Annotated in this window: 26 protein-coding genes and 1 tRNA gene; 15 read left to right on the forward strand and 12 right to left on the reverse strand. The window is 68.6% G+C overall.

Translation table 11 applies throughout. The annotated features are described in order from the left end of the window. Positions 1-156 precede the first annotated feature (156 nt). The 10 genes from EGH21_RS04830 (at position 157) to EGH21_RS04875 (ending at position 8,908) form a co-directional block, all read left to right on the forward strand. Positions 157-1,335, forward strand: a complete 1,179-nt coding sequence (locus EGH21_RS04830) for a sensor histidine kinase (protein ID WP_220617357.1) — start codon at positions 157-159, stop codon at positions 1,333-1,335. Between the two features lie 69 nt (positions 1,336-1,404). Next, positions 1,405-2,409 (forward strand): AAA family ATPase, encoded by a 1,005-nt coding sequence (locus EGH21_RS04835; RefSeq protein ID WP_220617358.1) that lies wholly within the window; start codon positions 1,405-1,407, stop codon positions 2,407-2,409. Positions 2,410-2,506: 97 nt separating this feature from the next. Then, the gene (locus EGH21_RS04840; protein ID WP_166967012.1) at positions 2,507-2,815 is read left to right on the forward strand and encodes a 30S ribosomal protein S24e; all 309 of its coding nucleotides are present in this window, start codon (positions 2,507-2,509) and stop codon (positions 2,813-2,815) included. Next, positions 2,816-2,947 carry a 30S ribosomal protein S27ae gene (locus EGH21_RS04845; RefSeq protein WP_135303338.1) on the forward strand — a complete coding sequence of 44 codons (132 nt, stop codon included), beginning with the start codon at positions 2,816-2,818 and terminating at the stop codon, positions 2,945-2,947. Positions 2,948-2,956: 9 nt separating this feature from the next. After that, a complete protein-coding gene (locus EGH21_RS04850) occupies positions 2,957-4,597 on the forward strand; it encodes a bifunctional N(6)-L-threonylcarbamoyladenine synthase/serine/threonine protein kinase (protein ID WP_220617359.1) in 1,641 nt (546 codons plus the stop codon). Positions 4,598-4,635: 38 nt separating this feature from the next. After that, on the forward strand, positions 4,636-5,052 hold the full coding sequence (locus EGH21_RS04855) for an EamA family transporter (RefSeq protein WP_220617360.1): 417 nt from the start codon (positions 4,636-4,638) through the stop codon (positions 5,050-5,052). Positions 5,053-5,318: 266 nt separating this feature from the next. Continuing rightward, positions 5,319-5,597: a DUF5808 domain-containing protein gene (locus EGH21_RS04860; RefSeq protein WP_220617361.1), complete on the forward strand. Its 279-nt coding sequence runs from the start codon at positions 5,319-5,321 to the stop codon at positions 5,595-5,597. 61 nt (positions 5,598-5,658) lie between these two features. Continuing rightward, the gene (locus EGH21_RS04865; protein WP_220617362.1) at positions 5,659-6,309 is read left to right on the forward strand and encodes a non-canonical purine NTP pyrophosphatase; all 651 of its coding nucleotides are present in this window, start codon (positions 5,659-5,661) and stop codon (positions 6,307-6,309) included. Further along, the gene (locus EGH21_RS04870; RefSeq protein ID WP_220617363.1) at positions 6,306-7,097 is read left to right on the forward strand and encodes an SDR family NAD(P)-dependent oxidoreductase; all 792 of its coding nucleotides are present in this window, start codon (positions 6,306-6,308) and stop codon (positions 7,095-7,097) included. The genes EGH21_RS04865 and EGH21_RS04870 overlap by 4 nt, the downstream gene beginning before the upstream one ends. Before the next feature lie 113 nt (positions 7,098-7,210). Continuing rightward, positions 7,211-8,908, forward strand: coding sequence for a methyl-accepting chemotaxis protein (locus EGH21_RS04875; protein WP_220617364.1), 1,698 nt, complete (start codon positions 7,211-7,213; stop codon positions 8,906-8,908). Here the strand turns inward: EGH21_RS04875 and EGH21_RS04880 are convergent. From EGH21_RS04880 to EGH21_RS04895, 4 genes are all read right to left on the reverse strand, one after another. Next, the gene (locus EGH21_RS04880; protein ID WP_220617365.1) at positions 8,905-9,384 is read right to left on the reverse strand and encodes a DUF7384 family protein; all 480 of its coding nucleotides are present in this window, start codon (positions 9,382-9,384) and stop codon (positions 8,905-8,907) included. The two genes, EGH21_RS04875 and EGH21_RS04880, sit on opposite strands and share 4 nt — an antisense overlap. A gap of 297 nt (positions 9,385-9,681) precedes the next feature. Further along, a complete protein-coding gene (locus EGH21_RS04885; protein WP_220617366.1) occupies positions 9,682-10,341 on the reverse strand; it encodes a potassium channel family protein in 660 nt (219 codons plus the stop codon). Between the two features lie 51 nt (positions 10,342-10,392). After that, positions 10,393-11,922: a DUF7282 domain-containing protein gene (locus EGH21_RS04890; RefSeq protein ID WP_220617367.1), complete on the reverse strand. Its 1,530-nt coding sequence runs from the start codon at positions 11,920-11,922 to the stop codon at positions 10,393-10,395. A 189-nt stretch (positions 11,923-12,111) separates the two neighbouring features. After that, on the reverse strand, positions 12,112-13,236 hold the full coding sequence (locus EGH21_RS04895) for a DUF7282 domain-containing protein (RefSeq protein WP_220617368.1): 1,125 nt from the start codon (positions 13,234-13,236) through the stop codon (positions 12,112-12,114). 189 nt (positions 13,237-13,425) lie between these two features. On the opposite strand from EGH21_RS04895, the gene rnz reads away from it, so the two are divergent. Both rnz and EGH21_RS04905 read left to right on the forward strand, forming a co-directional pair. Continuing rightward, positions 13,426-14,349, forward strand: a complete 924-nt coding sequence (gene rnz, locus EGH21_RS04900; protein WP_220617369.1) for a ribonuclease Z — start codon at positions 13,426-13,428, stop codon at positions 14,347-14,349. Between the two features lie 51 nt (positions 14,350-14,400). Continuing rightward, the gene (locus EGH21_RS04905; RefSeq protein WP_220617370.1) at positions 14,401-15,474 is read left to right on the forward strand and encodes a Gfo/Idh/MocA family protein; all 1,074 of its coding nucleotides are present in this window, start codon (positions 14,401-14,403) and stop codon (positions 15,472-15,474) included. 64 nt (positions 15,475-15,538) lie between these two features. Here EGH21_RS04905 and EGH21_RS04910 read toward each other — a convergent pair whose 3' ends face one another. After that, a complete protein-coding gene (locus tag EGH21_RS04910; protein WP_220617371.1) occupies positions 15,539-16,144 on the reverse strand; it encodes a DJ-1/PfpI family protein in 606 nt (201 codons plus the stop codon). Between the two features lie 97 nt (positions 16,145-16,241). Between EGH21_RS04910 and EGH21_RS04915 the strand changes: the two genes are divergently transcribed. Next, the gene (locus EGH21_RS04915; RefSeq protein WP_220617372.1) at positions 16,242-17,120 is read left to right on the forward strand and encodes a PhzF family phenazine biosynthesis protein; all 879 of its coding nucleotides are present in this window, start codon (positions 16,242-16,244) and stop codon (positions 17,118-17,120) included. A gap of 44 nt (positions 17,121-17,164) precedes the next feature. On the opposite strand, the gene EGH21_RS04920 is transcribed toward EGH21_RS04915, so the two are convergent. The 3 genes from EGH21_RS04920 to EGH21_RS04930 all read right to left on the reverse strand — a co-directional run bounded on the left by EGH21_RS04920 (position 17,165) and on the right by EGH21_RS04930 (position 19,944). Continuing rightward, a complete protein-coding gene (locus EGH21_RS04920) occupies positions 17,165-17,320 on the reverse strand; it encodes a hypothetical protein (RefSeq protein WP_220617373.1) in 156 nt (51 codons plus the stop codon). A 197-nt stretch (positions 17,321-17,517) separates the two neighbouring features. Next, positions 17,518-18,492, reverse strand: a complete 975-nt coding sequence (locus EGH21_RS04925) for an aldo/keto reductase (RefSeq protein ID WP_220617374.1) — start codon at positions 18,490-18,492, stop codon at positions 17,518-17,520. Positions 18,493-18,549: 57 nt separating this feature from the next. Beyond that, positions 18,550-19,944, reverse strand: coding sequence for a PAS domain-containing sensor histidine kinase (locus tag EGH21_RS04930; protein WP_220617375.1), 1,395 nt, complete (start codon positions 19,942-19,944; stop codon positions 18,550-18,552). A 115-nt stretch (positions 19,945-20,059) separates the two neighbouring features. Here EGH21_RS04930 and EGH21_RS04935 point away from each other — a divergent pair, with 115 nt between their 5' ends. Further along, positions 20,060-20,431 carry a VOC family protein gene (locus tag EGH21_RS04935; protein ID WP_220617376.1) on the forward strand — a complete coding sequence of 124 codons (372 nt, stop codon included), beginning with the start codon at positions 20,060-20,062 and terminating at the stop codon, positions 20,429-20,431. A gap of 39 nt (positions 20,432-20,470) precedes the next feature. Then, positions 20,471-20,734 (forward strand): zinc ribbon domain-containing protein, encoded by a 264-nt coding sequence (locus EGH21_RS04940; protein WP_220617377.1) that lies wholly within the window; start codon positions 20,471-20,473, stop codon positions 20,732-20,734. A gap of 35 nt (positions 20,735-20,769) precedes the next feature. Here the strand turns inward: EGH21_RS04940 and EGH21_RS04945 are convergent. From EGH21_RS04945 to ilvA, 4 genes are all read right to left on the reverse strand, one after another. Beyond that, positions 20,770-20,851 (reverse strand) — tRNA-Ser (locus tag EGH21_RS04945). A gap of 28 nt (positions 20,852-20,879) precedes the next feature. Beyond that, positions 20,880-21,083 (reverse strand): DUF7981 family protein, encoded by a 204-nt coding sequence (locus EGH21_RS04950; RefSeq protein ID WP_220617378.1) that lies wholly within the window; start codon positions 21,081-21,083, stop codon positions 20,880-20,882. After that, positions 21,083-21,445, reverse strand: coding sequence for a Rid family detoxifying hydrolase (locus EGH21_RS04955; RefSeq protein WP_220617379.1), 363 nt, complete (start codon positions 21,443-21,445; stop codon positions 21,083-21,085). The genes EGH21_RS04950 and EGH21_RS04955 overlap by 1 nt, the downstream gene beginning before the upstream one ends. Positions 21,446-21,481: 36 nt before the next feature. Next, positions 21,482-22,693: a threonine ammonia-lyase gene (ilvA, locus tag EGH21_RS04960; RefSeq protein WP_220617380.1), complete on the reverse strand. Its 1,212-nt coding sequence runs from the start codon at positions 22,691-22,693 to the stop codon at positions 21,482-21,484. Positions 22,694-22,910 lie beyond the last annotated feature (217 nt).

The raw sequence follows: 22,910 nt of genomic DNA on the forward strand, positions 1-22,910 counted from the left end.
AGTAGCGAGGGACCGAGCGACAGCGACGTCCCTCGAAGCGACACGGTGACCGCCAGAAACCACGGAGTGAGAGCGAACGGCCCCCGTCTGGCGGTGGTGTCACATCCTGACACTGGGGCAACGTATATTACACGTCTGATTGACATTTGGGTAGAGATGGGACGGGGAGGGGACCGGGAGCGGTGGCGGACAGTCCGAGAGTGGTGGGTGCCGACGGTGAGTCTGATGGCGCTGGGGGCGTTGACGGCCGTCGTCTGGGTGCAGGTGTCGACACCCGCGTACGCCCTGCTCGACATCCTGTTGCCGACGGCGTTCGTCAGCGTGGCCGTCTGGCAGGGGCTCCGACTCCACCGGGCCGACGGGTTCGAGGACCTCGACACCGTCGTCCGGTGGTTCACCGGGGGGCTCGTCGTGATGGCCTGTCTCGGTCTGTGGCCGGTGCTCCTGCGGGCGGTCGGGCAACCGACGGTCCCGGTCGGCGTCCGCCTGCTGACAGAGATCATCGCCGGCGGGCTGTTCGGCCTGCTCGTCGGCGTGTACAGCGTGCAGGCACGCCAGTCCGCCGAGCGAGCCACGCAGGCCCGCGTCAGGCAGGAACTGCTCGAGCGACAGCGAGAGGCCAACGACCTGCTGAACCGGACGCTCCGGCACCAACTGCTCAACAGCCTCACCGTCGTCCGGGGACGGGCGGAACTGCTCGCGGAGCGGACCGAGGCGGACCCGGAGCGGTGGGCCACGACTGTCGTCGACCGGACCGACCGGATGGCCGACACCGTCGAGGAGATAGCCCGGATAACGCGGACGCTGACCGAGGACACCGACCTCGGCGCGCGGTCGTTGCCCGCGGTCGTCCGGTCGCGCGTCGCCGCCGCCCGCGACAGCCACCCGCACGCCGCGGTGACCGTCGACTCGGTGCCCGACTGTGCGGTCCGGGCGAACGACCTCCTCGACCGGGCACTGGGGAACGTCGTCGAGAACGCCGTCGAACACAACGACGGCGACCGACCGACCGTGGCCGTCAGTGCGACCGTCGCCGACGGCGTGGCGGTCGTGACCGTCGCCGACGACGGCCCCGGCATCCCCGAGAGCGCACGGGAGCGGGTGTTCGAGGCCAACCAGCGCGGGCTGGAGAGCGACGGCGACGGTCTCGGCCTGTTCCTGACGGCGTCGGCGGTCCGACAGTACGGCGGCGAGGTCCGAATCAGCGAGTCGACGCTGGGCGGTGCCGCCGTCGAGTTGGTCCTGCCGCTCGCGGACACCGACCCCTCGCCCGCCGTCGGGGCCGACCGGAGCGACGACGGGACGGCGGCGTCGAACCGGCGTGCGTCGCCGTAGGGTTCCGTCCGACGCCGGCACCCGGACCGGGGGATACTTGTCGGGCCCTCGCTTACCTCAGCCCGACAGATGGACGCGCCGTTGTGGACCGAGACCCACGCGCCGACACTCGAAGACATCCCGCAGCCGAAGGCCCGCGAGCACCTGCAGGGCGCCGTCGAGGAGCCGATGAACCTGCTGGTCCACGGGCCGAAGGGGGCCGGTAAGACGGCCGCCGTGCGCGCGTTCGCCGAGACGGTCCACGACAACGCCGACGCCGACTTCACCGAACTCAACGTCGCCGACGTGTTCGACATGACGAAGAAGGAAGTCGCGAACGACCCCCGGTTCGCGTCGTTCATCGACAGCAAGCGCCGCCGGGAGTCCTCGAAGGCCGACCTCATCAACCACGTCCTGAAGGAGTCGGCCAGTTACACGCCGATGTCGGGGAGCTACAAGACCATCCTGCTGGACAACGCCGAGGGGATGCGCGAGGACTTCCAGCAGGCGCTCCGCCGGGTGATGGAACAGTACTACGAGGCGACGCAGTTCGTCATCGCCACCCGCCAACCCTCGGCGCTGATTCCGCCCATCCGCTCGCGGTGTTTCCCCGTCGTGATGCGAGCGCCGAGCCACGAGGAGACGGTGTCCGTGCTCCGGGACGTCGTCACCGCCGAGGGCGCCGACCACGACGACGACGGACTGGAGTACGTCGCCGGCTACGCCGAGGGCGACCTGCGGCAGGCCATCCTCGCCGCGCAGACCACCTACGAGGAGGCCGGCGAGGTGACGATGGAGACGGCCTACGAGGTGCTGGCCGACGTCGAGGCCGACGACGCCGTCGCGGACATGGTCGAGGCCGCCGAGGAGGGGCGGTTCTCGGACGCGCGCTCGACACTGGACGACCTGCTCGTCGACGAGGGGTACGGCGCCGAAGACGTATTGGAGGAAGTTTTAGACGTCGCCCGGTCGCGGTACTCCGGCCAGCGACTCGCCGAGGTCCACCGACTGGCCGGCGAGACGGACATGGCGCTGACCGACGCGGCCAACGAGCGCATCCACCTCTCGCGCCTCCTCGCACAGCTACGGACGTAGCCGTGTGAACTGCACACCAGCGCCAGCCCCGCAAACCGGGAGTTACGGCTTCGAAATCCTTTTAGGCGCTTCGGCGGGAATCTATGGACAACGAACCATGGATATCGACATCATCGAAGAAGAAACGAATCCCATGTTGCACCGAACGGACGTCCGGTTCGAGGTCGTCCACGACGAAGCGACGCCCTCCCGTCTCTCTGTGCGTGACTCTCTGGCGGCGACGCTGAACAAGGACGCCGAGGAAGTCGTCATCCACGAACTCGACACGAAGTTCGGCATGCGCAAGACGGTCGGCTACGCGAAGGTCTACGACAGCCCCGAGTACGCCCGCGACGTCGAGCAGGACCACATGCTCGAACGCAACAAGATCGTCGCCGACGGCGAGGAAGAGGCGGAGGAAGCATAGATGGCCCGGAACGAGTACTACGAGGACGGCGAACTGGTCAAGGAGAACTGCCCGCGCTGCGGCGACACGGTGCTGGCCGACCACGACGACCGCAAGCACTGCGGCAAGTGCGGCTACACCGAGTGGAAGTAAGGCCACCACATGCGCGTTCTCGGTATCGAGGGCACCGCGTGGGCAGCCAGTGCTGCGGTTTTCGAAACCGATAGCCCCGCCCGAGCCACCGACGACGAACACGTCTTCGTCGAGAGCGACGCCTACCAACCCGAGAGCGGCGGCATCCACCCGCGCGAGGCCGCCGAACACATGGGCGAGGCGATTCCCGAAGTGGTCCGGACGGCCATCGACCACGCCCGCGAGCGAGCGGACGCGGCCGGCGAGTCCGGGCCGCCGATTGACGCCGTCGCCTTCTCCCGTGGCCCCGGTCTGGGGCCGTGTCTTCGCATCGTCGGCACCGCCGCCCGCGCCGTCGCTCAGCGGTTCGACGTCCCGCTGGTGGGCGTCAACCACATGGTCGCCCACCTCGAGGTCGGCCGCCACCGCTCCGGGTTCGAGTCGCCGGTGTGTCTGAACGCCTCCGGCGCGAACGCTCACTTACTGGGCTACCGGAACGGTCGCTACCGCGTGCTGGGCGAGACGATGGACACCGGCGTCGGCAACGCCATCGACAAGTTCACCCGGCACGTCGGCTGGCAACACCCCGGCGGCCCGAAGGTCGAACGCCACGCCCGCGAGGGCGACTTTCACCCGCTTCCCTACGTCGTCAAGGGGATGGACTTCTCCTTCTCGGGCATCATGAGCGCCGCGAAGCAGGCCTACGACGACGACGTGCCCGTCGCGGACGTCTGCCGTGGACTGGAGGAGACCATCTTCGCGATGCTGACCGAGGTCTCGGAGCGAGCGCTGTCGCTGACCGGCGCCGACGAACTGGTGCTGGGCGGCGGCGTCGGCCAGAACGACCGCCTCCAGCGGATGCTCCGGGAGATGTGCGAGCAACGGGGCGCCGACTTCTTCGCGCCCGAGAACCGGTTCCTGCGGGACAACGCCGGCATGATAGCCATCCTCGGCGCGAAGATGTACGCCGCCGGGGACACCCTCGCTATCGAGGAGTCCGGTATCGACTCGAACTTCCGGCCCGACGACGTCGCGGTGTCGTGGCGCGGTCCCGAGGAGTCCGTCGACCGGGTCGTCGAGACGGAGAGCGAAGTGCAGGGCGCCGAGGCGACGGTCAGCATCGAGGCCGACCGCGTCGTCAAGGACCGCGTCCCGCGAAGCTACCGCCACCCGGCGCTGGACGAGCGTCTGCGCGTCGAGCGCACCCGGCAGGAGGCCCGCCTCACCGCCGAGGCCCGGCGGCACGGCGTCCCGACGCCGCTGGTGCTCGACACCGACCCCGAACAGGCCCGCCTCGTGTTCCAGCGGGTCGGCGCGTCGGACCTTCGGGAGGCGTTGACCGAGGCGCGTGTGGCCGCCGTCGGCCGCCATCTCGCCCGCATCCACGACGCCGGGTTCGTCCACGGCGACCCGACGACCAGAAACGTCCGCGTCGACGCCGGCGAGGACGGCCGCGTCTTCCTCATCGACTTCGGACTGGGCTACTACACCGACGAACCCGAGGACCACGCGATGGACCTCCATGTCCTCGCACAGTCGCTGTCGGGCACCGCCGACGACCCCGAGACGCTGCTCGCCGCCGCCGAGGACGCCTACCGCGCCGAGAGCGACCACGCCGAGTCGGTCTTCGCCAGCCTCGACGACATCGAGGGGCGCGGCCGGTACCAGTAACCGGAACGCACAGGGGCCAGGGCCCGCTGGACGTAGCTATGAACTACATCGCGTGGGCAATCCTCGCACTCGTCGGCTACACGCTCGTCCCGCCGCTGGCGAAGCTGGCGACGGCCGAGATTCCCAGCGACGTCGTCCTCCTCATCTCCAACGGAATCCTGGTCGTCGCTGCCGTCGGCCTCGTCGTCGCCACCGACCTCTCGGTGACGAAGTACCTCACCCACGAGGACGCTATCTACGCCTACGGCGCCGGTGTCGCCCTGACCGTCGGCATCGTCGCGTACTACCGGGCGCTGGCGGCCGGTCCGGTCAGCGTCGTCGTCCCCATCTTCGGGATGTTCATCGCGACCAGTTCCATCGTCGGCATCCTCTTTCTGGAGGAGTCGCTGACGGCGCGGAAGGTGACCGGCATCGGACTCGCCGTGTTGGCGGTGTATCTGACCTCCGTCGAGTGACCACGGCGCGCGGTGGCCGGGAGCGGCCTCCGTGCCGCGACGACGGGGGAGGGCAGGCGTGCCAGCGAGAGGGTCCCGCTCGCCGCTGGCGGACGGTTTCACGTGATTCGCGCCTGTCTCGCCACCGTCAGAGCAACCTCTGACGAGTCTTGCTTCGCTCGGCGAGACCACGGTTTTCGGCGAGTGGTCCGCACCTGGTGCGAACCCGAGGCCGAAAAAGGCGGGTAGTGACAAACGACTTAACGGCGGGGACAGTACAGAGACGTATGGCAGACAAACCGCAGTCTGGGACCCTGTTTGGCGTGCCGTACAACTTCGAGCGACCGAGCCTCAAGCGGTTAGTGTCGTCGTACTGGCAGCCGGGTGACGGGATGCTCGTCGAGAAGCCGTTCGGTATCGGCTACACGCTGAACCTGGCCAACTGGCGGTCCTGGGTCGTCCTCCTCGTGGCCGGCGTCATGCTGTACCTCGAACGCAACAGCGGGTCCGAGGAGTTCGAAGACGACGAGGAAGCCGACGAACCGGTCGAAGTCGTCGTCGACTGAGACGGCCCACGCCGTTCGACAGACCGACGCCTCTTTTGTCACCGGCCGCCCCTGTGCCGGTATGCTCAACTTCGTCACGACCAACCCCGGGAAGGTCCGGGAGGCCACCGAGTATCTGGACGACGAGGTGGTCCAGTTCGACTTCGACTATCCCGAGATACAGGCCGACGACCTCGGGGCGGTGGCGGCCCACGGCGCGCGGGCGGCCTACCGCGCCGCCGACGGCCCGGTCATCGTCGACGACGCGGGCCTCTTTATCGACGCGTTCGACGGCTTCCCCGGCCCCTACTCCTCGTACGTCGAGGACACCGTCGGCGTCGAGGGCGTCTGGCGGATGACCGAACCCGAAGACGACCACGCCGCGTCGTTCAAGACGGTCATCGCTTACTGTGACGGCGAAGGGTTCGCGGCGACGCCGGAACCCGTCGACCGCGACGAACGGCGGGGACAGGACCTCGCGAGCGACGAACGCGGGGCCGCCACCACCGACGAGCAAGTTGCCGGCGGCGAGGACGCCCTGCCCGTGAAACTGTTCGAGGGACGAGTGCCCGGCGAACTCGTCGCGCCGCGCGGCGACGGCGGGTTCGGCTTCGACCCCATCTTCGAACACGACGGGGCGACGTTCGCCGAGATGAGCACCGAGGCGAAGAACGCCGTCTCCCACCGGGGCCGTGCGCTGGCGAAGTTCGCCGAGTGGTACGCCGAACGATGAGCGAGGCGTCCGCCGGACGCGACGAGCGCGGCACGGCCCTGATTACGGGGGCGTCGGCGGGCATCGGCGAGGCACTGGCCCGCGAGTTCGCCGGCCACGGGCACGACGTGGTGCTGGTGGCCCGGCGCGAGGAGCGTCTCGCGTCGCTGGCCGCCGACCTCGAACGCGAGGGGGTGAGCGCGGAGACCGTCGCGATGGACCTCGATACGGCGTCGGCCGCCGAGGACCTTCACGAGACGGTCACCGACCGCGGCATCGACGTCGACGTCCTCGTCAACAACGTCGGCGTCGGTACCTACGGCCCGTTCGCCGAGAGCGACCTCGACGCCGAGCGCACCCAGTTGCGCCTGAACGTCGTCCTCCCGGTCGAGTTGACACGCCTGTTCCTCGACGAGTTCGACGGCGGCGGGAAGGTGCTGAACGTCGGGTCCGTCGCCGGGTTCCAGCCCGGCCCGAACCTCGCGGGCTACTACGCCAGCAAGGCCTACGTCAACAGCTTCACCGAGGCCCTCGCCGAGGAGTTGCGTGGTAACGTCGGCGTGACGCTGCTGTGTCCCGGCCCGGTCGACACGGAGTTCCAGGACCGAGCGGGGATGGGCGACTCGGCGGTCGGCAGTCTCACGTCGAACACGCCGGCGGCCGTCGCCGAGGCCGCCTACGAGGGACTGCTGGCGGGCGAGACGGTGGTGATTCCGAGTCGGGCGATGCGGGTCGTGGACCTGGTGGGCCGCGTGACGCCGCGGTCGGTCGTCCGGCGGGTCGCGTCGTGGGTCAACGGCGGCCGCTGAGTCGGGGAACCGACAGCCGAGTCCGGCGGCGCGGTCCGCGGGACAGAGCCAGTCTTTTCAAATCTCGGGAACGGCGTGGCGAGTTGAAGTACCGTAGCGGTCAACAGTGGCGTATGTCGAACACGTTCGTCCGCCGGTACAAAGAACTGATACGCGGGTCGCTCGACGTCCTCGGCGTCGCTGGTTCCGTCGAGCGAAAGGTACTGACGGCCGTCGGCCTCCAGTTCGCGGCCTCGGTGGCGCTCGCCGCCGTCGCCTTCCTCCTGAGCGGCGTCGCCCGGTTCGCACTCACCGCGCTCCTGCTGGCCGGCGCGACAGTCGCCTTCGCCAACACGGTGTTCATCACCCGCGAGGACCTCGTCGACCCGGTCGTCACGCTCTCTGAACGGGCGGACCGCATCGCCGCCGGTGAGGTGGACGTCGACGTGCCGGACAGCGACCGCGAGGACGAGGTGGCGAGTCTGCTGGCCTCGTTCGACGCCATGCAGTCCTCGCTGGAGACGGTGTCCCGGCAGGCCGACGCGCTCTCGCGACAGGCGTTCGACGACCCGGTGATGGACGAGGACGTCCCCGGTACGTTCGGAGAGTCACTGGACCGGATGGCGACCAACATGGACGAGTACACGACCGAACTCCAGCAGATGACCGCGGACCTCGAACGCCGCTCCGAGGCGCTCTCGGAACTGGTAGCGGCCTTCGGCGACGCCGCCGAACGGGCGAAGGCCGGCGACCTGACCGCGACCATCGACGCCGAGTTCGACGACGTCGACCCGGAGTTCCAGCGCGTCGTCGCCGACTACAACGACCTCGTGACGACGCTCGCCGACACCGTCGGCGAGGTGACCGCCTTCGCCGACGAGGTGGCCGAGACCAGCGACACCGTCACCGAGAGCGTCGCCGAGATAGACCGGGCCAGCGACGAGATAGCCCGCTCGGTGCAGGAGATTTCCGCGGGGGCGAGCCAGCAGTCCGACCGCCACGACAGCGTCGCCGAGGACATGAACACGCTGTCGGCGACCGTCGAGGAGATAGCTGCCACCGCCGACGACGCCGCCCAGACCGCAGAGCGGGCCGCGACCCGTGGCCGTGAGGGGCGCGAGGAGGCCGCCGCCGCGATCGAGGAACTGGAGACGATGGCGGGCCGCATCGACGACATCGCCACCTCGGTCGACGGCCTCGTCGAGCAGATAGCCGAGATAGACGAGGTGGTCGACCTCATCACCGACGTGGCCGAGCAGACGAACATGCTCGCACTGAACGCCTCCATCGAGGCGGCGCGGGCCGACGCCGAGGGCGACGGGTTCGCCGTCGTCGCCGACGAGGTGAAGGCCCTCGCCGAGGAGACCCGCGACGCGGCGGCGGACGTCTCCGAGCGCATCGACACAGTCCAGACGGCCGCCAACGAGACGGTCAGCGACGTGGAGGCGACGAACGAGCGAGTCGCCGACAGCACGGACACCATCGAGGCGACGCTCCGCGACTTCGAGGACATCGTCGACGTGGTCGGCGAGGTCAACGACGCGATTCAGGAGATCTCCGACGCGACCGCCCAGCAGGCCGAGACGACTCAGGAGGTCGTCGCGGCCGTCGACGAGGTAGCGGCGGTGAGCGACCAGACGAAGGCGGAGGCCGAGTCCGTCGCCGCCGCGACCGAGCAACAGACCGCGAGCATCTCCGAGGTGACCGACGAGGTCCGTGCCGTCGCCGACCGGACCGACGACCTCCACGACCTGCTGACGGCGTTCCACGTCGACGACGACGAGACCGACCGGCGACGGGCGGCGGCGGTCGCGCCCAGCGCCGACGACTAAGCTCGGGGGTCCCGGTCCGGACCGGGGTAGGCACCGCCCTCGACGACTTCGTACAGCGGTTCGGGGTCGAACAGGCGGGCGAAGGCGTCCGGCGACCGGACGCTGACCTGCATGTGTGGCTGGAGCGAGAGGCCGGTCTTCGCGCTCCGTAGCCCCTCGTCGAACGTGAGGACGTGTGCGGCGTCGCCGCGGTAGGCCGAGGCCAGCGCCGGGTGGTCGCCCTCGGGGTGGTCGACGGGCTCCCGTTCGGCCTCGACGCGCTCGCGCCAGTCGGCGGCGAGCGAGTCGTCGCTCAGGTCCCGAATCACGGCCTCGGCGTCGTCCAGTAGCGGGTCGCTGGCGACGAGCGTGACCCACGAGTGTCGCCGGACGTGGTCCAGCGCCTCGCGGGCGGCGTTGTCCGCGTCCCCACACAGCAGGTCCGCCGCGAGGACGTCGGCGTCGGCGACGACGCGGGCGGGGCCGGCCTCAGTCATCGTCGGCCTCCGCGCGGTGCGCCCGGAGTCGCGCCCGCACGGCGTCGACGCTCGTCTCGTGTGCCCGCGCTCGCTCGAAGATGTCGGCCCAGTCCATACCCGACGGGACGCCACCCGAGACAAAAAGCCGTGCCGTGTGCCGTCCGTCTGACGGGAGTTTATATCGGGTGCGAGCATCCCGTCCACACGGGCGCGCAACGGCAATCTACACCGCTGCTTGCGTGCTTGCAGCGCATCCCATCCTCCCGGCGCGCGCCCGGACACCGCACCCCTTTCCGTTCTCGACACCGGACAGTCTCAGGCCTCGCCCCGGAGCGACGCGCGAACGTCGTCGAGTCCGTCGGGGGCGGCCATCACGGCGACGCTGTCGCCGGCCTCGATGACCGTCTGGGGCAGCGGAATCGTCATCGGTTCGTGGCCGCTCCCGTGGGCGTAGATGTGCGCGTCGCCCGGCAACTCCACCTCGACGACGCGCTTGCCGACGACCGGCGAGCCATCGGGGACCTGCACGCTGGCGATGGAGAGGCGTTCGGTCAGGTCCGCGAGGACGTTGAAGTCCCCGCCCAGTAGCGCCGTCTTCGCGCCGGCAGCACCGAGTCGCTCGGGGTAGATTATCTCGTCGACGTCGGCGGCGTACTTCTCGTATATCTCCTCGCGGTAGTCCGCGTCGATGCGGAGGACGGTCCGACAGCCGTGTTCCTTGCCTATCATGCAGGCCGTGAAGTTCGTGTTCAGGTCGCCGGTGAGGCCGCCGATGGCGTCGGCGGTGTCGATGCCGGCCTCCTCGAGGGCCGACTCCTCGTTCCCGTCGCCGTCGACGACGGTGAACCCCTCTTCTCTGGCCCGGTCGACCTTCTCGGGTTCTCGTTCGACGATGACGACGTCGTGGCCTTCGCTCTGGAGGATGCGTGCGGTCCGGGTACCGACGCGACCGTACCCGACGATGACGAACTTCATGGCGCGGGGTACGACAGCCAGGGATAAAAATGTGAACGTGTGACAGGGGCGTCAGCCGGCGGTTTCGTTGGCGACGGTGACGTTCCCCGCGTCGACGACGGGTTGGCCGTCGGCGACGTAGGGACCGTCGTCGTCACCCGCGCTCGTGACGAAGTCGTACGTCTCGTCGCCCGTCGTCTCGAGGTGTGGCATCGCGACGAGCGTCTGGTCCTCCGTCAGGGTCGGCTCTTCGAACCCGACGCCGGGCACGTCGAACAGTTCGACGGTCACCTCGTCGTACTCGCCGGGTTCGAGGAACTCGGAGACGCCGACGACGCTCCCGACGACGTTGCCGTCCAGCAGGCTACTGTCGTGGATGACGACGTAGCCGCCCTCGGGGACGGAGACGTCGGTCACGACGACGCTCGTCCCGTCCGAACTCTGGTCGTCGAGGGTCACGCTCGCCGCCGGTGCTTCCGTCTCGTTGTCTTCGGGCGCCTCCGTCTCGTTCTCGTCCGCGCCGGCGACGGTGACGTTCGCGGCGTCGACCACGGGGTCGCCGTCGGTGAGGAACGGACCGTCGTCGGCGCCGTCGCTGGAGACGAAGTCGTACGTCTCGTCACCCGTCGTCTCGTTGTGCGGCATCGCGACGAACGTCCCGTCTTCGGTCAGTTCCGTCTCGTTGAACTCCGCCCCCTCGACGTCGAACAGGGTGACCGTGACGTTCTCGTACTCGCCGGCTTCGAGGTACTCGGAGACGCCGACGACGCTCCCGACGACGTTGCCGTCCAGCAGGCTACTGTCGTGGATGACGACGTAGCCGTCACTCGGCAGGACCAGTTCGTCGACGGTGACGGTGGTCCCGTCGGACTCCTGGTCGTCCATGACGACCGAGGCGTTCTCCGGCCCCGGTTCCTCGACGGTAATCTCGGCGAACTCGCCCTCGTCGCGGGTGAACACGTTGTGGACGTACGTGCCGGGCGGGACGCCCTCCGTGGAGACGTTGAACGTGACGTCTTCGGTGTCTTCGTCGTCGATGGTGACGTCCTCGGTGGCGACGGGTGAGCCCGCGAGCCAGAACGAGACGTCCTGCGTGGTGTCGAAGTCGTTGGGGTTCTCCAGTTCGACGTCGACGGTGACCGTCTCACCGGCCTCGACGGTGTCGGGCGCGTCGAAGTCCTCGATGGTGAACGACTCCGAGACGACGAGCAGCGCCGTCTGTCCGTTCGAGCGGGTGAACACGCCGTGGCGGTAGTCACCCGGTTCGAGTCCCTCCGTGTCGGCGGTGAACGTGACGACCTGACTCTCGCCGGGGTCAAGCGTGAGGACCGACCGGTCGGCGACGGCCCCGCCGACACGGAACTCGACCGGTTGCGTGCCGCGCTGGGCGCCGTCGTTGGTCACCTCCGCGACGACGGTGACTGTCGACCCGGGTGCGGTGCTCTGGGGTGCCGACAGGATGTCGACGGTGAACGACGCCGACTGGGCTGTCGGCCCGTCTTGTTGTTGTGCTGTTACTCCGGGGACGGCGGCGACCTGCATGGCGACCGCGCCTGTGGCTATCAATGCGAGCAATACGGCGAGCGTTCTGGTTCGTATCATGGCTTAATTCCTGTCGTCAGTGGGTCGACGACGCGAACGATGGGTAGGTAGGAGTGCCGATAAACGGCTCAGACAGTTCAGAATCGAAGGACCGACCAACCGACCACTAAGGTCGAATTAGCGAGAGAAAGGTGAACTTTGTCTGCGCCGCGCGACGGTGACCGCGGCCGACGAGGCCGGGGCGTGGCGTCAGCCGCTGGACTCGCCGGGCGTCCCGGTCTCCGTCCCGGTCGGCGTGGCAGTCTCGGTCCCGGTCTCGGTCGGTGTCTCCGTCGCGGTCCCCGACTCCGTCGGCGTCTCCGTCCCGGTGCCGCTCTCGGTCGGCGTGGCGGTCTCGGTACCGTTGTCGGTCGTCGTCTCCGTCTCGGTGGTCTCGTTCCCGGTGTCGGCGACAGTGACGTTCGCGCTGTCGGTCACCGGTTCACCGGCGACGACGTACGGACCGTCCTCCAGACTGAACGTGGTGACGTAGTCGAACGTCTGGTTGTCGTTGCTGTCGACGTGGAGCATCGCCGTGAGGGTCTGGTCTTCGGTCAACGTCACCTGACCGCCCTCGTCGGCCGTCCCGTCGGTCGTCGTCTCGGTGGCTTCCGTCTCGTTAGTCGTCTCGTTCGTCGCTGTCTCGGTCTCGTCAGCGGTGGTCTCGTTGGTCGTCTCGTTCGTCGTCGTCTCAGTCTCGTCAGCGGTGGTCTCGTTGGTCGTCGTCCCGGTCTCGTTGGTCTCAGTTGGCGTTTCGGTCGCTGTCCCAGTCTCGTTAGTCTCAGTTGTCGTCTCGTTAGCCGTCGTCTCGGTTGCCGTCTCGTTCGTCGCTGTCTCGGTCTCGTCAGCAGTGGTCTCGTTGGTCGTCGTCTCGGTCTCGTTGGCGGTGGTCGCCTCGTCCGTCGTCGTCTCCGAACCGAAGTCGGCGCCGGGGACGTCGAACAGCGTGACGGTCACTTCGTCGTACTGCCCGGGTTCGAGGTACTCCGAGACGCCGATGACGCTGTTGAGCGCGTCACCGTCCTGCAGCAGTTCGTCGTGGACGACGACGTAGCCGCCGTCCGGGAGCGTGACGTTCGACACCGTCACGGTCGTCCCGTCGGACTCCTGGTCGTCGAACGTGACCGAGGGCGTCAGCGTCTCGTTCGCCGTCTCGTTACCCGTCGCCGTCGTCTCGTTGTCGGCCTGTGTCTCGTTTTCGGCCTGTGTCTCGTTGCCTGTCTCTGGTGTCTCTTGCTGTGCTGTCACGCCGGGCACCGCAACCACTGCTTGTGCGGCGAACAGCCCCGTCACAAGGACAGCCAAAAACACAGCGACGAATTTAGTCCGTGTCATGTGAATCAGTAGCGTCAGTTCGTTGACGACGCTGCCGGTGTGACACGGGGGGATCGGATAAACGGCTACAACAGTTCAGAACCGAAGAGAGAGCCATCCGAGCGCAAGGCTCACGTTAGCGCGCGAAAGGTCGGCTTTGGCGGCCGGCTTTCGACACGCGTTTACGCGGCGACGGCCGACGACACGACGATGCGAGTGACGTTCCTCGGGACGAGCGGTGCCATCCCGACGACCCAGCGAAACACCAGCAGTATCTTCGTCAACCGGGAGGGCGACTACCACCTCTTCGACTGTGGCGAGGGCACCCAGCGCCAGATGATGCGCTACGGCACCGGGTTCGCCGTCGACCACCTCTTCGTCACCCACCTCCACGGCGACCACGTACTGGGGATTCCGGGCCTCCTCCAGACGTTCGACTTCAACGACCGCGAGGAGCCCGTCGCCATCCACACGCCGGCGGGCACCCGCGGGAACGTCAAGCAACTCATCGAGGCCAACGGCACGACCCCCTCCTACCCGGTCCGTATCAACGAGGTGTCCGCGGGCGACACCGTACTGGACCGCCCGGAGTACGAGATTCGCGCCATCGCCACCGACCACCGCTGTGCCTCGGTCGGGTACGTCCTCGCCGAGGACGACCGCAAGGGCGAGTTCGACCGCGAGAAAGCCGAGGAGGAACTGGGCATCCCGCCGGGACCGAAGTACTCGAAACTCCACCGCGGGGAACCGGTCGAACACGACGGTCGGACTATCGAACCCGAGGAGGTGGTCGGTCCCGCCCGGCCCGGTCGCACGTTCGTCTACACCGGCGACACCCTCCCCACGGAGTCGGTCGTCGAGGCCAGCGAGGGAGCGGACCTGCTGGTCCACGACGCCACCTTCGCCGAGGACCGCAAGGAGCGAGCGAAGGCGACGGCCCACTCTACGGCGAAGGAGGCCGCCGACGTCGCCCGACAGGCGGGCGTCCGCACGCTGGCGTTGACCCACGTCTCCACCCGGTACGCCGGGCAGGCCGAGAAACTGGCTGGCGAGGCCCGCGAGCGCTTCGACGGCGAGGCGTTCGTCGCCGAGGACGGGATGGAACGACACGTCCAGTTCCCGGACGGCGAGTGAGTCTGCACGGATAGCGCGACATTTATTGACGGCCAGCGTCGCTACGTACCAATGACACACCAGATGGTCCACGTCGGTCTCGGTGGGCAGGGCCGGCACTGGACGACGGAGGCGATTCCCCCCAACGTCGACGCCGGCCGCGTCGAAGTCGTCGCCGCCGTCGACACGGACCCCGACCGCCTCGAACGCGCCGAGACCGACCTCGGCCTCTCACCGGACCGCTGTTACACCGACCTCGACACCGCGCTCACGGAGCGTGAGGCCGACTTCTGTTCCGTCGTCACGCCGCCGTCGGCCCACGAACCAGTCGTCGACACGGCGCTCTCGCACGGCCTCGACATCATCTCCGAGAAACCCATCGCCGACACCCTCGAAGGGTCGGTCCGAATCGCCCGGAAGGTCCGCGAGGCCGGCGCGAAGATGGGCATCACGATGAGCCACCGCTACGACCAGGACAAGACGACGTTCCGGCGAGCGCTCGCGGAGGCCAGCCCCGTCGACTACCTCACCGCCCGCTACACCGGCAACGTCCGCGAACGCGGCCACTACTCCGACTACGTCCACGAGATGGAGGACATGCTGTTGCTCGACGGCGCCATCCACCATCTGGACATGCTCCGGTCGTTCGTCGACGCCCGCGTCGAGCGCGTCTACGCCGAGACGTGGGTGCCAGACGGCGCCGACTACGAGGGGGACTGCTCCGGCCTCGTCACCCTCCACTTCGAGGACGGCACCCGCGCCCAGTACGAGGGCAGTTACGCCAACGCGACGACGCTCAACGGCTGGGGCCACGAGCAGTTCCGCGCGGAGTGTCAGGCGGAGACGGTGCTGCTGGACAACCGCGAAGTCGAGCGGTTCCCTTTCGACCCGGACCGCGTCGGCAACTGGGAGGGCGTCCGGAAGGGCGACGGCCAGCAGGTCCCCCTCGCCGAGCGCCCGCTCTGGGAGAACGCGTGGCTCATCGAGCAGTTCTGCGAGTGGCTGGACGGCGGCGACCCCATGGCCACCCGCGTCGAGGAGACGCTCCAGTCGATGGCCGTCGTCTTCGCCGCCATCGAGAGCAGCGAACGCGGCGAGGCCGTGAACGTGCAGGACTTGCTGGGCGACGCCCGCCAGAACGCCTAGCAGTAGCAGTTCTCACCCGATTTTCCGCAGACTACCCCGCGTCAGAGAGTCAGAACGGTGCCGCTCACCCCGAGCGGTGGACCGGCCCGCGTGGTTCGTACTCCATCTCCGCCGTCACGGCGTCGGCAGTCTCGGCGCCCCACTCGCGGTCGACGAGGTGGACGGCGAGGTCCAGCCCCGAGGTCACGCCCCCGGCCGTGAGGACGTCGCCGTCGTCGACGACGCGAGCGTCGACTACTTCGGCGGCCGTCTCGCGCAGGTCGTCGAGTGCGCCGCGGTGAGTGACCGCCGGGCGGTCGTCGAGGACGCCGGCGCGGGCCAGCAACATCCCGCCGGTACAGACGCCAGCGACCGTCGTCTCTCGCTCGTGGGCGGCCGCGACGGCGTCGGGCAAGTCGCCGCGGTCTGCTTCGGTTCGTGCGCCCGCCTCGCTCCGGTCGTTCCACCCACCGCCCGGCACCACGAGGAGGTCCGGCGAGACGTCGGCGAGTAAGCCGTCGGCGCCGACCGAGAGGCCGTGGCTGGCGGTGACCGTCGACCGGTCGTCGAGCGTCCGAAGCGTCACGTCCCACGTCGCACCGAACCGGGTGGCGTTCTCGAACACCTCGTAGGGGCCGATTGCGTCCAGTTCGTCGAACCCGTCGTAGCAGACGATAGCGACCGTGTCCATGTGGCCTTCGACGCCCCGGCGCGTCAAAGGCGTGCCGTGTGTGAGGGCGAGACAGGGGAGCCACACGCTCTTAGTCCCCGGCGCCCTCGGCTCTCGTATGTCCCAGCCCTTCCACTTCGTCGACGTGTTCGCCCGCGAGCGGTACGCCGGCAACCAGTTGGCCGTCGTCACCGACGCCAGCGACCTCTCGACTGAGACGATGCAGGCCATCGCCGGCGAGATGGACTACTCGGAGACGACGTTCGTCACCGGGCCGCCCGACGACGGCGCGTGGCCGGTCCGCATCTTCACGCCGAATAGCGAGATTCCGTTCGCCGGCCACCCGACGCTCGGCACCGCCCACGTGATTCGAGAGCACCTCGCCGACGATAGGCCGGGGACGGTGACGCTCGACCTCGGCGTGGGCGAGGTCCCGGTCGACGCCCGCGAGGACGAGACGCTGTGGATGACACAGCAACCCCCCGAGTTCGGCGAGCGTCTCGACCACACCGCGCTGGCCGAGGTGCTGGGCCTGCCGCGGGAGGCGCTGGACGACCGCTGGCCCGTGCAGGTGGTCTCGACCGGCCTCCCGACCATCGTCGTCCCGCTGACCGACCGCGAGGCGCTGACCAGTATCGCCCTCAACCACGACGCCTACGACCGGGTGACCGGCGACCGCGAGGCGAAGAACGTGCTGGCGTTCGCGCCCGACGCCCGGAGCGACGAGAACGACCTCGCGGACCGCGTGTTCGCGCCGTTCTACGGCGTGGTCGAGGACCCCGCCACTGGCTCCTCGAACGGCTGTCTCGCTGCCTACCTCGCCCGCACCGAGTACCGCGGCGGCCCCGTCGTCGGCGTCCGGGTCGAACAGGGCTACGAGATGGGGCGGCCGTCGCTGCTCCACCTCCACGCCGACGCGAGCGCGGGCGAGGACGTCCACGTCGAGGTCGGCGGCGGTGTGGTGCCGGTCGCGACCGGCGAGTTGCTTGACCCGTAGCCACGACGCGCGCGACGCATCCGGAGCCGGCAGGCTACGTGCCGTCAGTTGAGTCGCGGGCCGTCGACCGTCTCGAACCGGTGGCCGCAGGACGGGCACTCGACGAGTTGCGGGCCGTCGGCGGTGCTCACGACGGCGAAGCGGCGGCTCCAGCTCAGGTGTCCGCAGTCGGGACAGCGGCGGACGAGGGGTGGAATCATGGTCGTGCCGGACTGGCGACGATACGTGCCGGTAGTCGCCGAGCCTGCAAATGGTTGGCGGGGGACACCGACCGCGCCGCGGTTCCCTGCGGTCACCGCTTCACCGAGGGCCGCTCCCTTCGGTCGCGCCCCTCGCTACTCCGCGGGTCGCTTCGCTCCCCGCTTCGTCGAGGTTCCTCACTCCGTTCGGAGCCTCGCTACTCGTGACCGTACACTTCCACCGGCTCGTACGGGTCTTCGAGATACGCCACGTCCGACGCCGAGAGGTCGATGTCGAGCGCTTCGACGGCGTCCTCCAGATGCTCGATGCTGGAGGTGCCGACGATGGGCGCGGTAACGTTGTCGTTCTGGAACTGCCACGCCAGCGCGATTTGGGCCATCGTCACGCCGTAGTCGGCCGCGAGTTCCTGCACGCGCTCGTTTATCTCCCGACTGCCCGGCCCCTCGGCGTAGGGCACCTCGGCGTTCTCCGTCTCGTGGACGCCGCGGGTCGTCGACTTGAACTCTTCGTGCGGGCGCGTGAGGTAGCCGGCGCCGAGCGGGCTCCACGGCATGACGCCGACGTTCTCCCGGTCACAGAGCGGGTACATCTCGCGTTCCTCCTCTCGGTAGGCGAGGTGGTAGAGGTCCTGCATCGTCTCGAAGCGGGCCAGTCCCTCCCGGTCGCTGACGTGGAGCGCGCGCTGGAACTGGTGGGCCCACATCGAGGAGGCCCCGATATGCCGGACCTGCCCGCGCCGAACCGCGTCGTCCAGCGCTCTGAGCGTCGTCTCGATGGGCGTGTCGTAGTCCCAGCGGTGAATCTGGTAGAGGTCGACGGTGTCCATCCCTAGCCTGTCGAGGGAGTTCGACAGTTCCTGTTCGATGGTCTTCCGCGAGAGCCCCCGTGCGTTCCGGTGGTCGCTCGCGCCGGGGAACCGGACCTTCGTGGCGACGACCTGTTCGTCGCGGTCGTAGTCGGCGAGGACGTCGCCCAGAATCTCCTCGGACTCGCCCGCCGAGTAGACGTTGGCGGTGTCGAAGAAGTTCACGCCGAGTTCGATGGCGCGCTCTATCAGGTCGCGGCTCTCGTCTTCGTCCAGCATCCACTCGCGGTCGCTGCCGAAGCTCATACAGCCGAGACATACCTTGCTGACTTCGATCCCGGTCGAGCCGAGGGTCGTGTACTCCATGGACCGACCCAACGGCCGGCCCGCCTAAACAGTTCTGACGACCGACGCCGTCGTGGGCTACGACGCGCGGTGGAGGGAGAGCGTGACCGTGTTCCCGTCCTCGTCCGCCGCGTGGTCGATACTCCCGTCGGCGAGGTCGACTATCCAGTAGACAAGCCAGAGCCCACAGCCACGGCTGTGGTTGACCGCCGACATCTCGTGGTCGCCCAGCAGGACCTTCCGGTCGTACTCGGGAATCGGCGCGGCCTCGTCGGTGACCGACAGTTCGACACGGTCGGGTGTCGTCCGGATGGAGACGGCGACCCACGGGCGCTCGGTACGTGCGTGTCGGATACCGTTCTCGACGAGTTCGGAGACGGCGACTGCCAGTTCCGACGGTCCCTCGACGGTGACCGACGCCGGAACGTCGGTCTCGACGGTCACCGACGGGTAGCGGTCGCGCACCGAACCGACCGCCTCCCTGACCGCCTCACAGGCGTCCGTCGTCGCGGTGCGTGGCATCGCCGTGAGGACGTCGACGATGTCGCGTTGCTTCTCGGCCGTCTCCAGCAGCGCCTCGCCGGCCCGCCGAATCATCGCGGTTCGGTCGGCGGCCTCGCCCTCGGCGTCTGCCGCCAGCGTCTCCGCGTTGCCGAGGACGACGTTCAACTGGTTGCGGATGTTGTGCCGGAGGAAGTTGTCGATGACGACCAGTTGCCGTTCCCGACGACGCCGGTCGGTGACGTCGCGGGTGAACCCGGCGATACGGACCACCTCCCCGTCACGGAGTATCGGTTCGCCCTGCACCCAGACCCAGCGGTTGTAGTCTTTCGACGGGTTCACCCGCATCTCGAGGTCGGTCGGCTCACCGTCCGAGAGACACCCCATCGCCTCCTCGACGACCGGCCGGTCCGGCGGGTACACCGACTCGAGGAAGCTCTGTGGGTCCCCCTCCAGTTCCTCGACGCTGGCCCCGAAGACGCTCTCGTAGGCCGGGTTACAGAACAGGAGTTCCGACCAGTCGCCGTCGAACATCCACAGCACGTCGTCGGTCGTGTCGGCGAGTTCCTGCAGTCGCTCCCGCGTCTCGCGGCGTTCGCGCTCGGCCTCGATGCGGTCGGTGACGACGCGCGAACTGACGACGTAGCCGCGCAACTCCGAGTCGGTCAGGTTCGACATCCGACTCTCCAGCCACACCCACGACCCGTCGCTGGCGCGGTGGCGGTAGGTCGCGGTGTCGGCCGCGAACTCGTCGTCGGTGCGGACGAGCGCCTCGAACCGCGTCCGTACCTCGTCGCGGTCCTCAGGGTGGATGTACTCGAAGGCGTCCTGTCCGACGAGGGCGTCGGGGTCGAACCCGAGGATGTGTTCGGCGGCGGCGTTCACGTAGGTGTAGGTCCCGGATTCGTCGAGCACCGCGACCTTGTCCTGCGTGTAATCCAGCAGGAGTCCCGTCGGTTCCGAGTCGTCCATCTCGACAGCACGATACGGCCCCAGAACCAAAGTACCGGCGACGACAGCAGGTCTCGCACCACGGTCGGTTCGTCGAACCGGTACAGTCTTTCGACCGGCGGGCGAACCGCCGACCATGGAACTCGCACACGCCGCGCTCTGCGTCTCGGACCTCGACCGCGCGATGCGCTTCTACGAGGCGCTGGGCTTCGAAGAGACCCACCGGTTCACGCTCGACGGCGTCGAGAACGTCTACCTCGGGCAGGACGGCGACCCGTACCTCCAGTTGCGCTACGACGACGAGCGGACGACGCCCATCGCACCGTCCCGAGCGGACGTCGACCACGTCGCCTTCACCGTCGAGGACGTCGACGCCCAGTTCGACGCGGCCATCGACGCCGGCGCCGCGCCGGTGCTCGAACCGACCGAGATCGACGCGGCCGGTGCCTACGCCGCCTTCGTGGAGGACCCCGACGGGTACACGCTGGAGTTCTACCGTCTCCAGTAGCCCCGACACGGCTACCCGTTTCCGGCCCGTAGCACCCTCATGGTCACGCCCGGTGAGGTGTACGTCCTCCTCGTGACCGCGATGGCACTGGTCGCGCTCGCCGTGGCGATTCCGGTCCTCCTCCGCATCGTCGTCGACGGCCGTGCGCGGTTGGGCGAGGAGCCACCGGCCCACCCGGACGAGGGAGCGAACCCCGGCGCGGGCGGCCAGTCGGTCGACCCGGACCGCCCCCGCTGTCCCCACTGTGGCACCGAGAACGACGCCGACTTCGTCTACTGTCGGGAGTGTCTGGAACAGTTGTGAGCGACGGTGTCACTCGAAGCGTGGTTCAGTAGAAACGCCAGGACTGGGATTTGAACCCAGAATCCCGAAAGGGAACACGCTTTCCAGGCGTGCGCCTTACCGTTCGGCCATCCTGGCACGCAGTCGAGTGTGCGGGGTCGGTCGGTTAAGGACTTTCGTTTCCGGGCAGGCGTCCGTCCGCCGCGTAAGTCAGCGCCGTCGCGGCCGCGGCGACGACGACGGCGACGGCGGCCTTCGCCGGGACGGTGACACCGGCCCCGAAGAGCAGTTCGTACCCCTGTACGAGGACGAGGAAGGCCAGCGCCGCCACGACGCCCCACAGGAGGCTGGATTTCGTCTTCGGGTCCATCACGTCGTGGCGACGGCCGCCCCCTTCGGGAGAGCGTCGACGCCGACGGCCGACCGGGCAGGCGGGTCGCGCTCGAAGAACGTCCCGTAGGCGGCGTTCGTCTCGTCGAAGTCCTCGATGTCCGCCAGATAGACGGTCACCTTCAGCACGTCGTCGAGGCTGGACCCCGCTTCCTCGAGGACGGCCCGGAGGTTCGAGAGAGCCTGTTCGGTCTGGTCGGCGACCGACGCGTCGGCCCGCAGCTCCCCGTCCGGCGTGAGCGCTATCTGGCCGGCCGTGAACACGAGGTCCTCGGTTGTCGTCGCCTGACTGTACGCGCCGACGGCGGCGGGCGCGTCGTCGGTGTGGACGGTGCGTCTCATACCGACAGGGGTCGCGCCAGCCGTATAAAACGCCCGTCAGACCAGCACTTCGACCTCGTAGCCGCTCTCGCGGAGGGCCGCCAGCAGTCGGTCGACGTGGTCCGGACCGCGGGTTTCGAGGTCCAGTTCCACCTCGGCGTCGTTCATCGCCACGTCGCGGTTCGTCCGGTCGTGCTCGATGCCGTAGATGTTTATCTGCTGGGCCGACAGCACCTCGACCAGTTCCTCCAGCGCGCCGGGGCGGTCCTTGAGGACGGTGCGTATCTTCAGGTACCGGCCGGTCTCGACGAGGCCGCGCATGATGACGTTGGTCAGCGTGTTGAGGTCGATGTTCCCACCGCAGAGCGCCGGGACGATGGTCTCGCCGTCGGCGTAGTCGAACTTCGCCTCGGTGACCGCCGCCAGCGCGACCGCACCGGCTCCCTCCGCCAGCGTCTTCGAGCGTTCCAGCAGCGTGGTCAGCGCCACCGCTATCTCCGAGTCCGAGACGGTGACCACCTCGTCGACCCGTTCCTGGATGACCTCGAAGGTGCGCTCGCCGACGGTGCGGGTGGCGATGCCGTCGGCGATGGTCTCGACGCCGTCCCGCTCGATGCGGTGGCCCTTCGCCAGCGATTCGGCGACGCTGGAGGCCCCCTCGGCCTGGACGCCGACGACGCGGATGTCCTCGTCTTTGCCCTTCAGCGCGGTGGCGATGCCGCTGACGAGGCCGCCGCCGCCGATAGGGACGACGACGGTGTCGACGCTCGGGAGGTCCTCGTAGATTTCGAGGCCGATGGTCCCCTGCCCGGCCATCACGCGGTCGTCGTCGAAGGCGTGGACGTAGGTGCGACCCTCCTCGCGTTCGATTTCGTGGGCCCTCTCGGCGGCCTCGTCGTAGTCCTCGCCGTGGAGGACGACCTCACCCCCGTAGCTCCGGGTGGCCTTCACCTTCGAGATAGGCGCGTGTTTCGGCATCACGATTGTCGAGTCGACGCCGATGCGCGTGGCGGCGAGTGCGACGCCCTGTGCGTGGTTGCCGGCGCTGGCCGTGACGACGCCGTTCTCGCGTTCCTCGGCCGAGAGCGTGGCGATGCGGTTGGTCGCCCCCCGAATCTTGAACGCACCGGTGCGCTGGAACAGTTCCAGTTTCAGGTGGACGTCCGCGCCGGTCATCGCGGAGAACGTGTGCGAGTAGTCGAGCGGCGTGTGCCGGGCCGTCTCGGCGACCCGGTCTTGGGCGGCCAGTACGTCCTCGAACGAGAGCATGGCCCCGCCTACTCGCTGGTGGGTGTTATACTGTCGGGCCGCGGCGCTGTCGGACGGTGGCGGCGGAGAACGGATGGGGGGAGCGTGTGACTGCAACCGGACGATGCGTGCGAGCGTACTTAAACTCCGTCGAAGCGGAGTGGAAGTGTAACCGCACGACTGCGCCGCCGTGAACTGGCCGTCAGCCCGGCGTCAGACGGTCGTCGCACTGTGACGG

The organism is Haloarcula rubra (assembly GCF_019599465.1).
Taxonomy (GTDB): Archaea; Halobacteriota; Halobacteria; order Halobacteriales; family Haloarculaceae; genus Haloarcula; species Haloarcula rubra.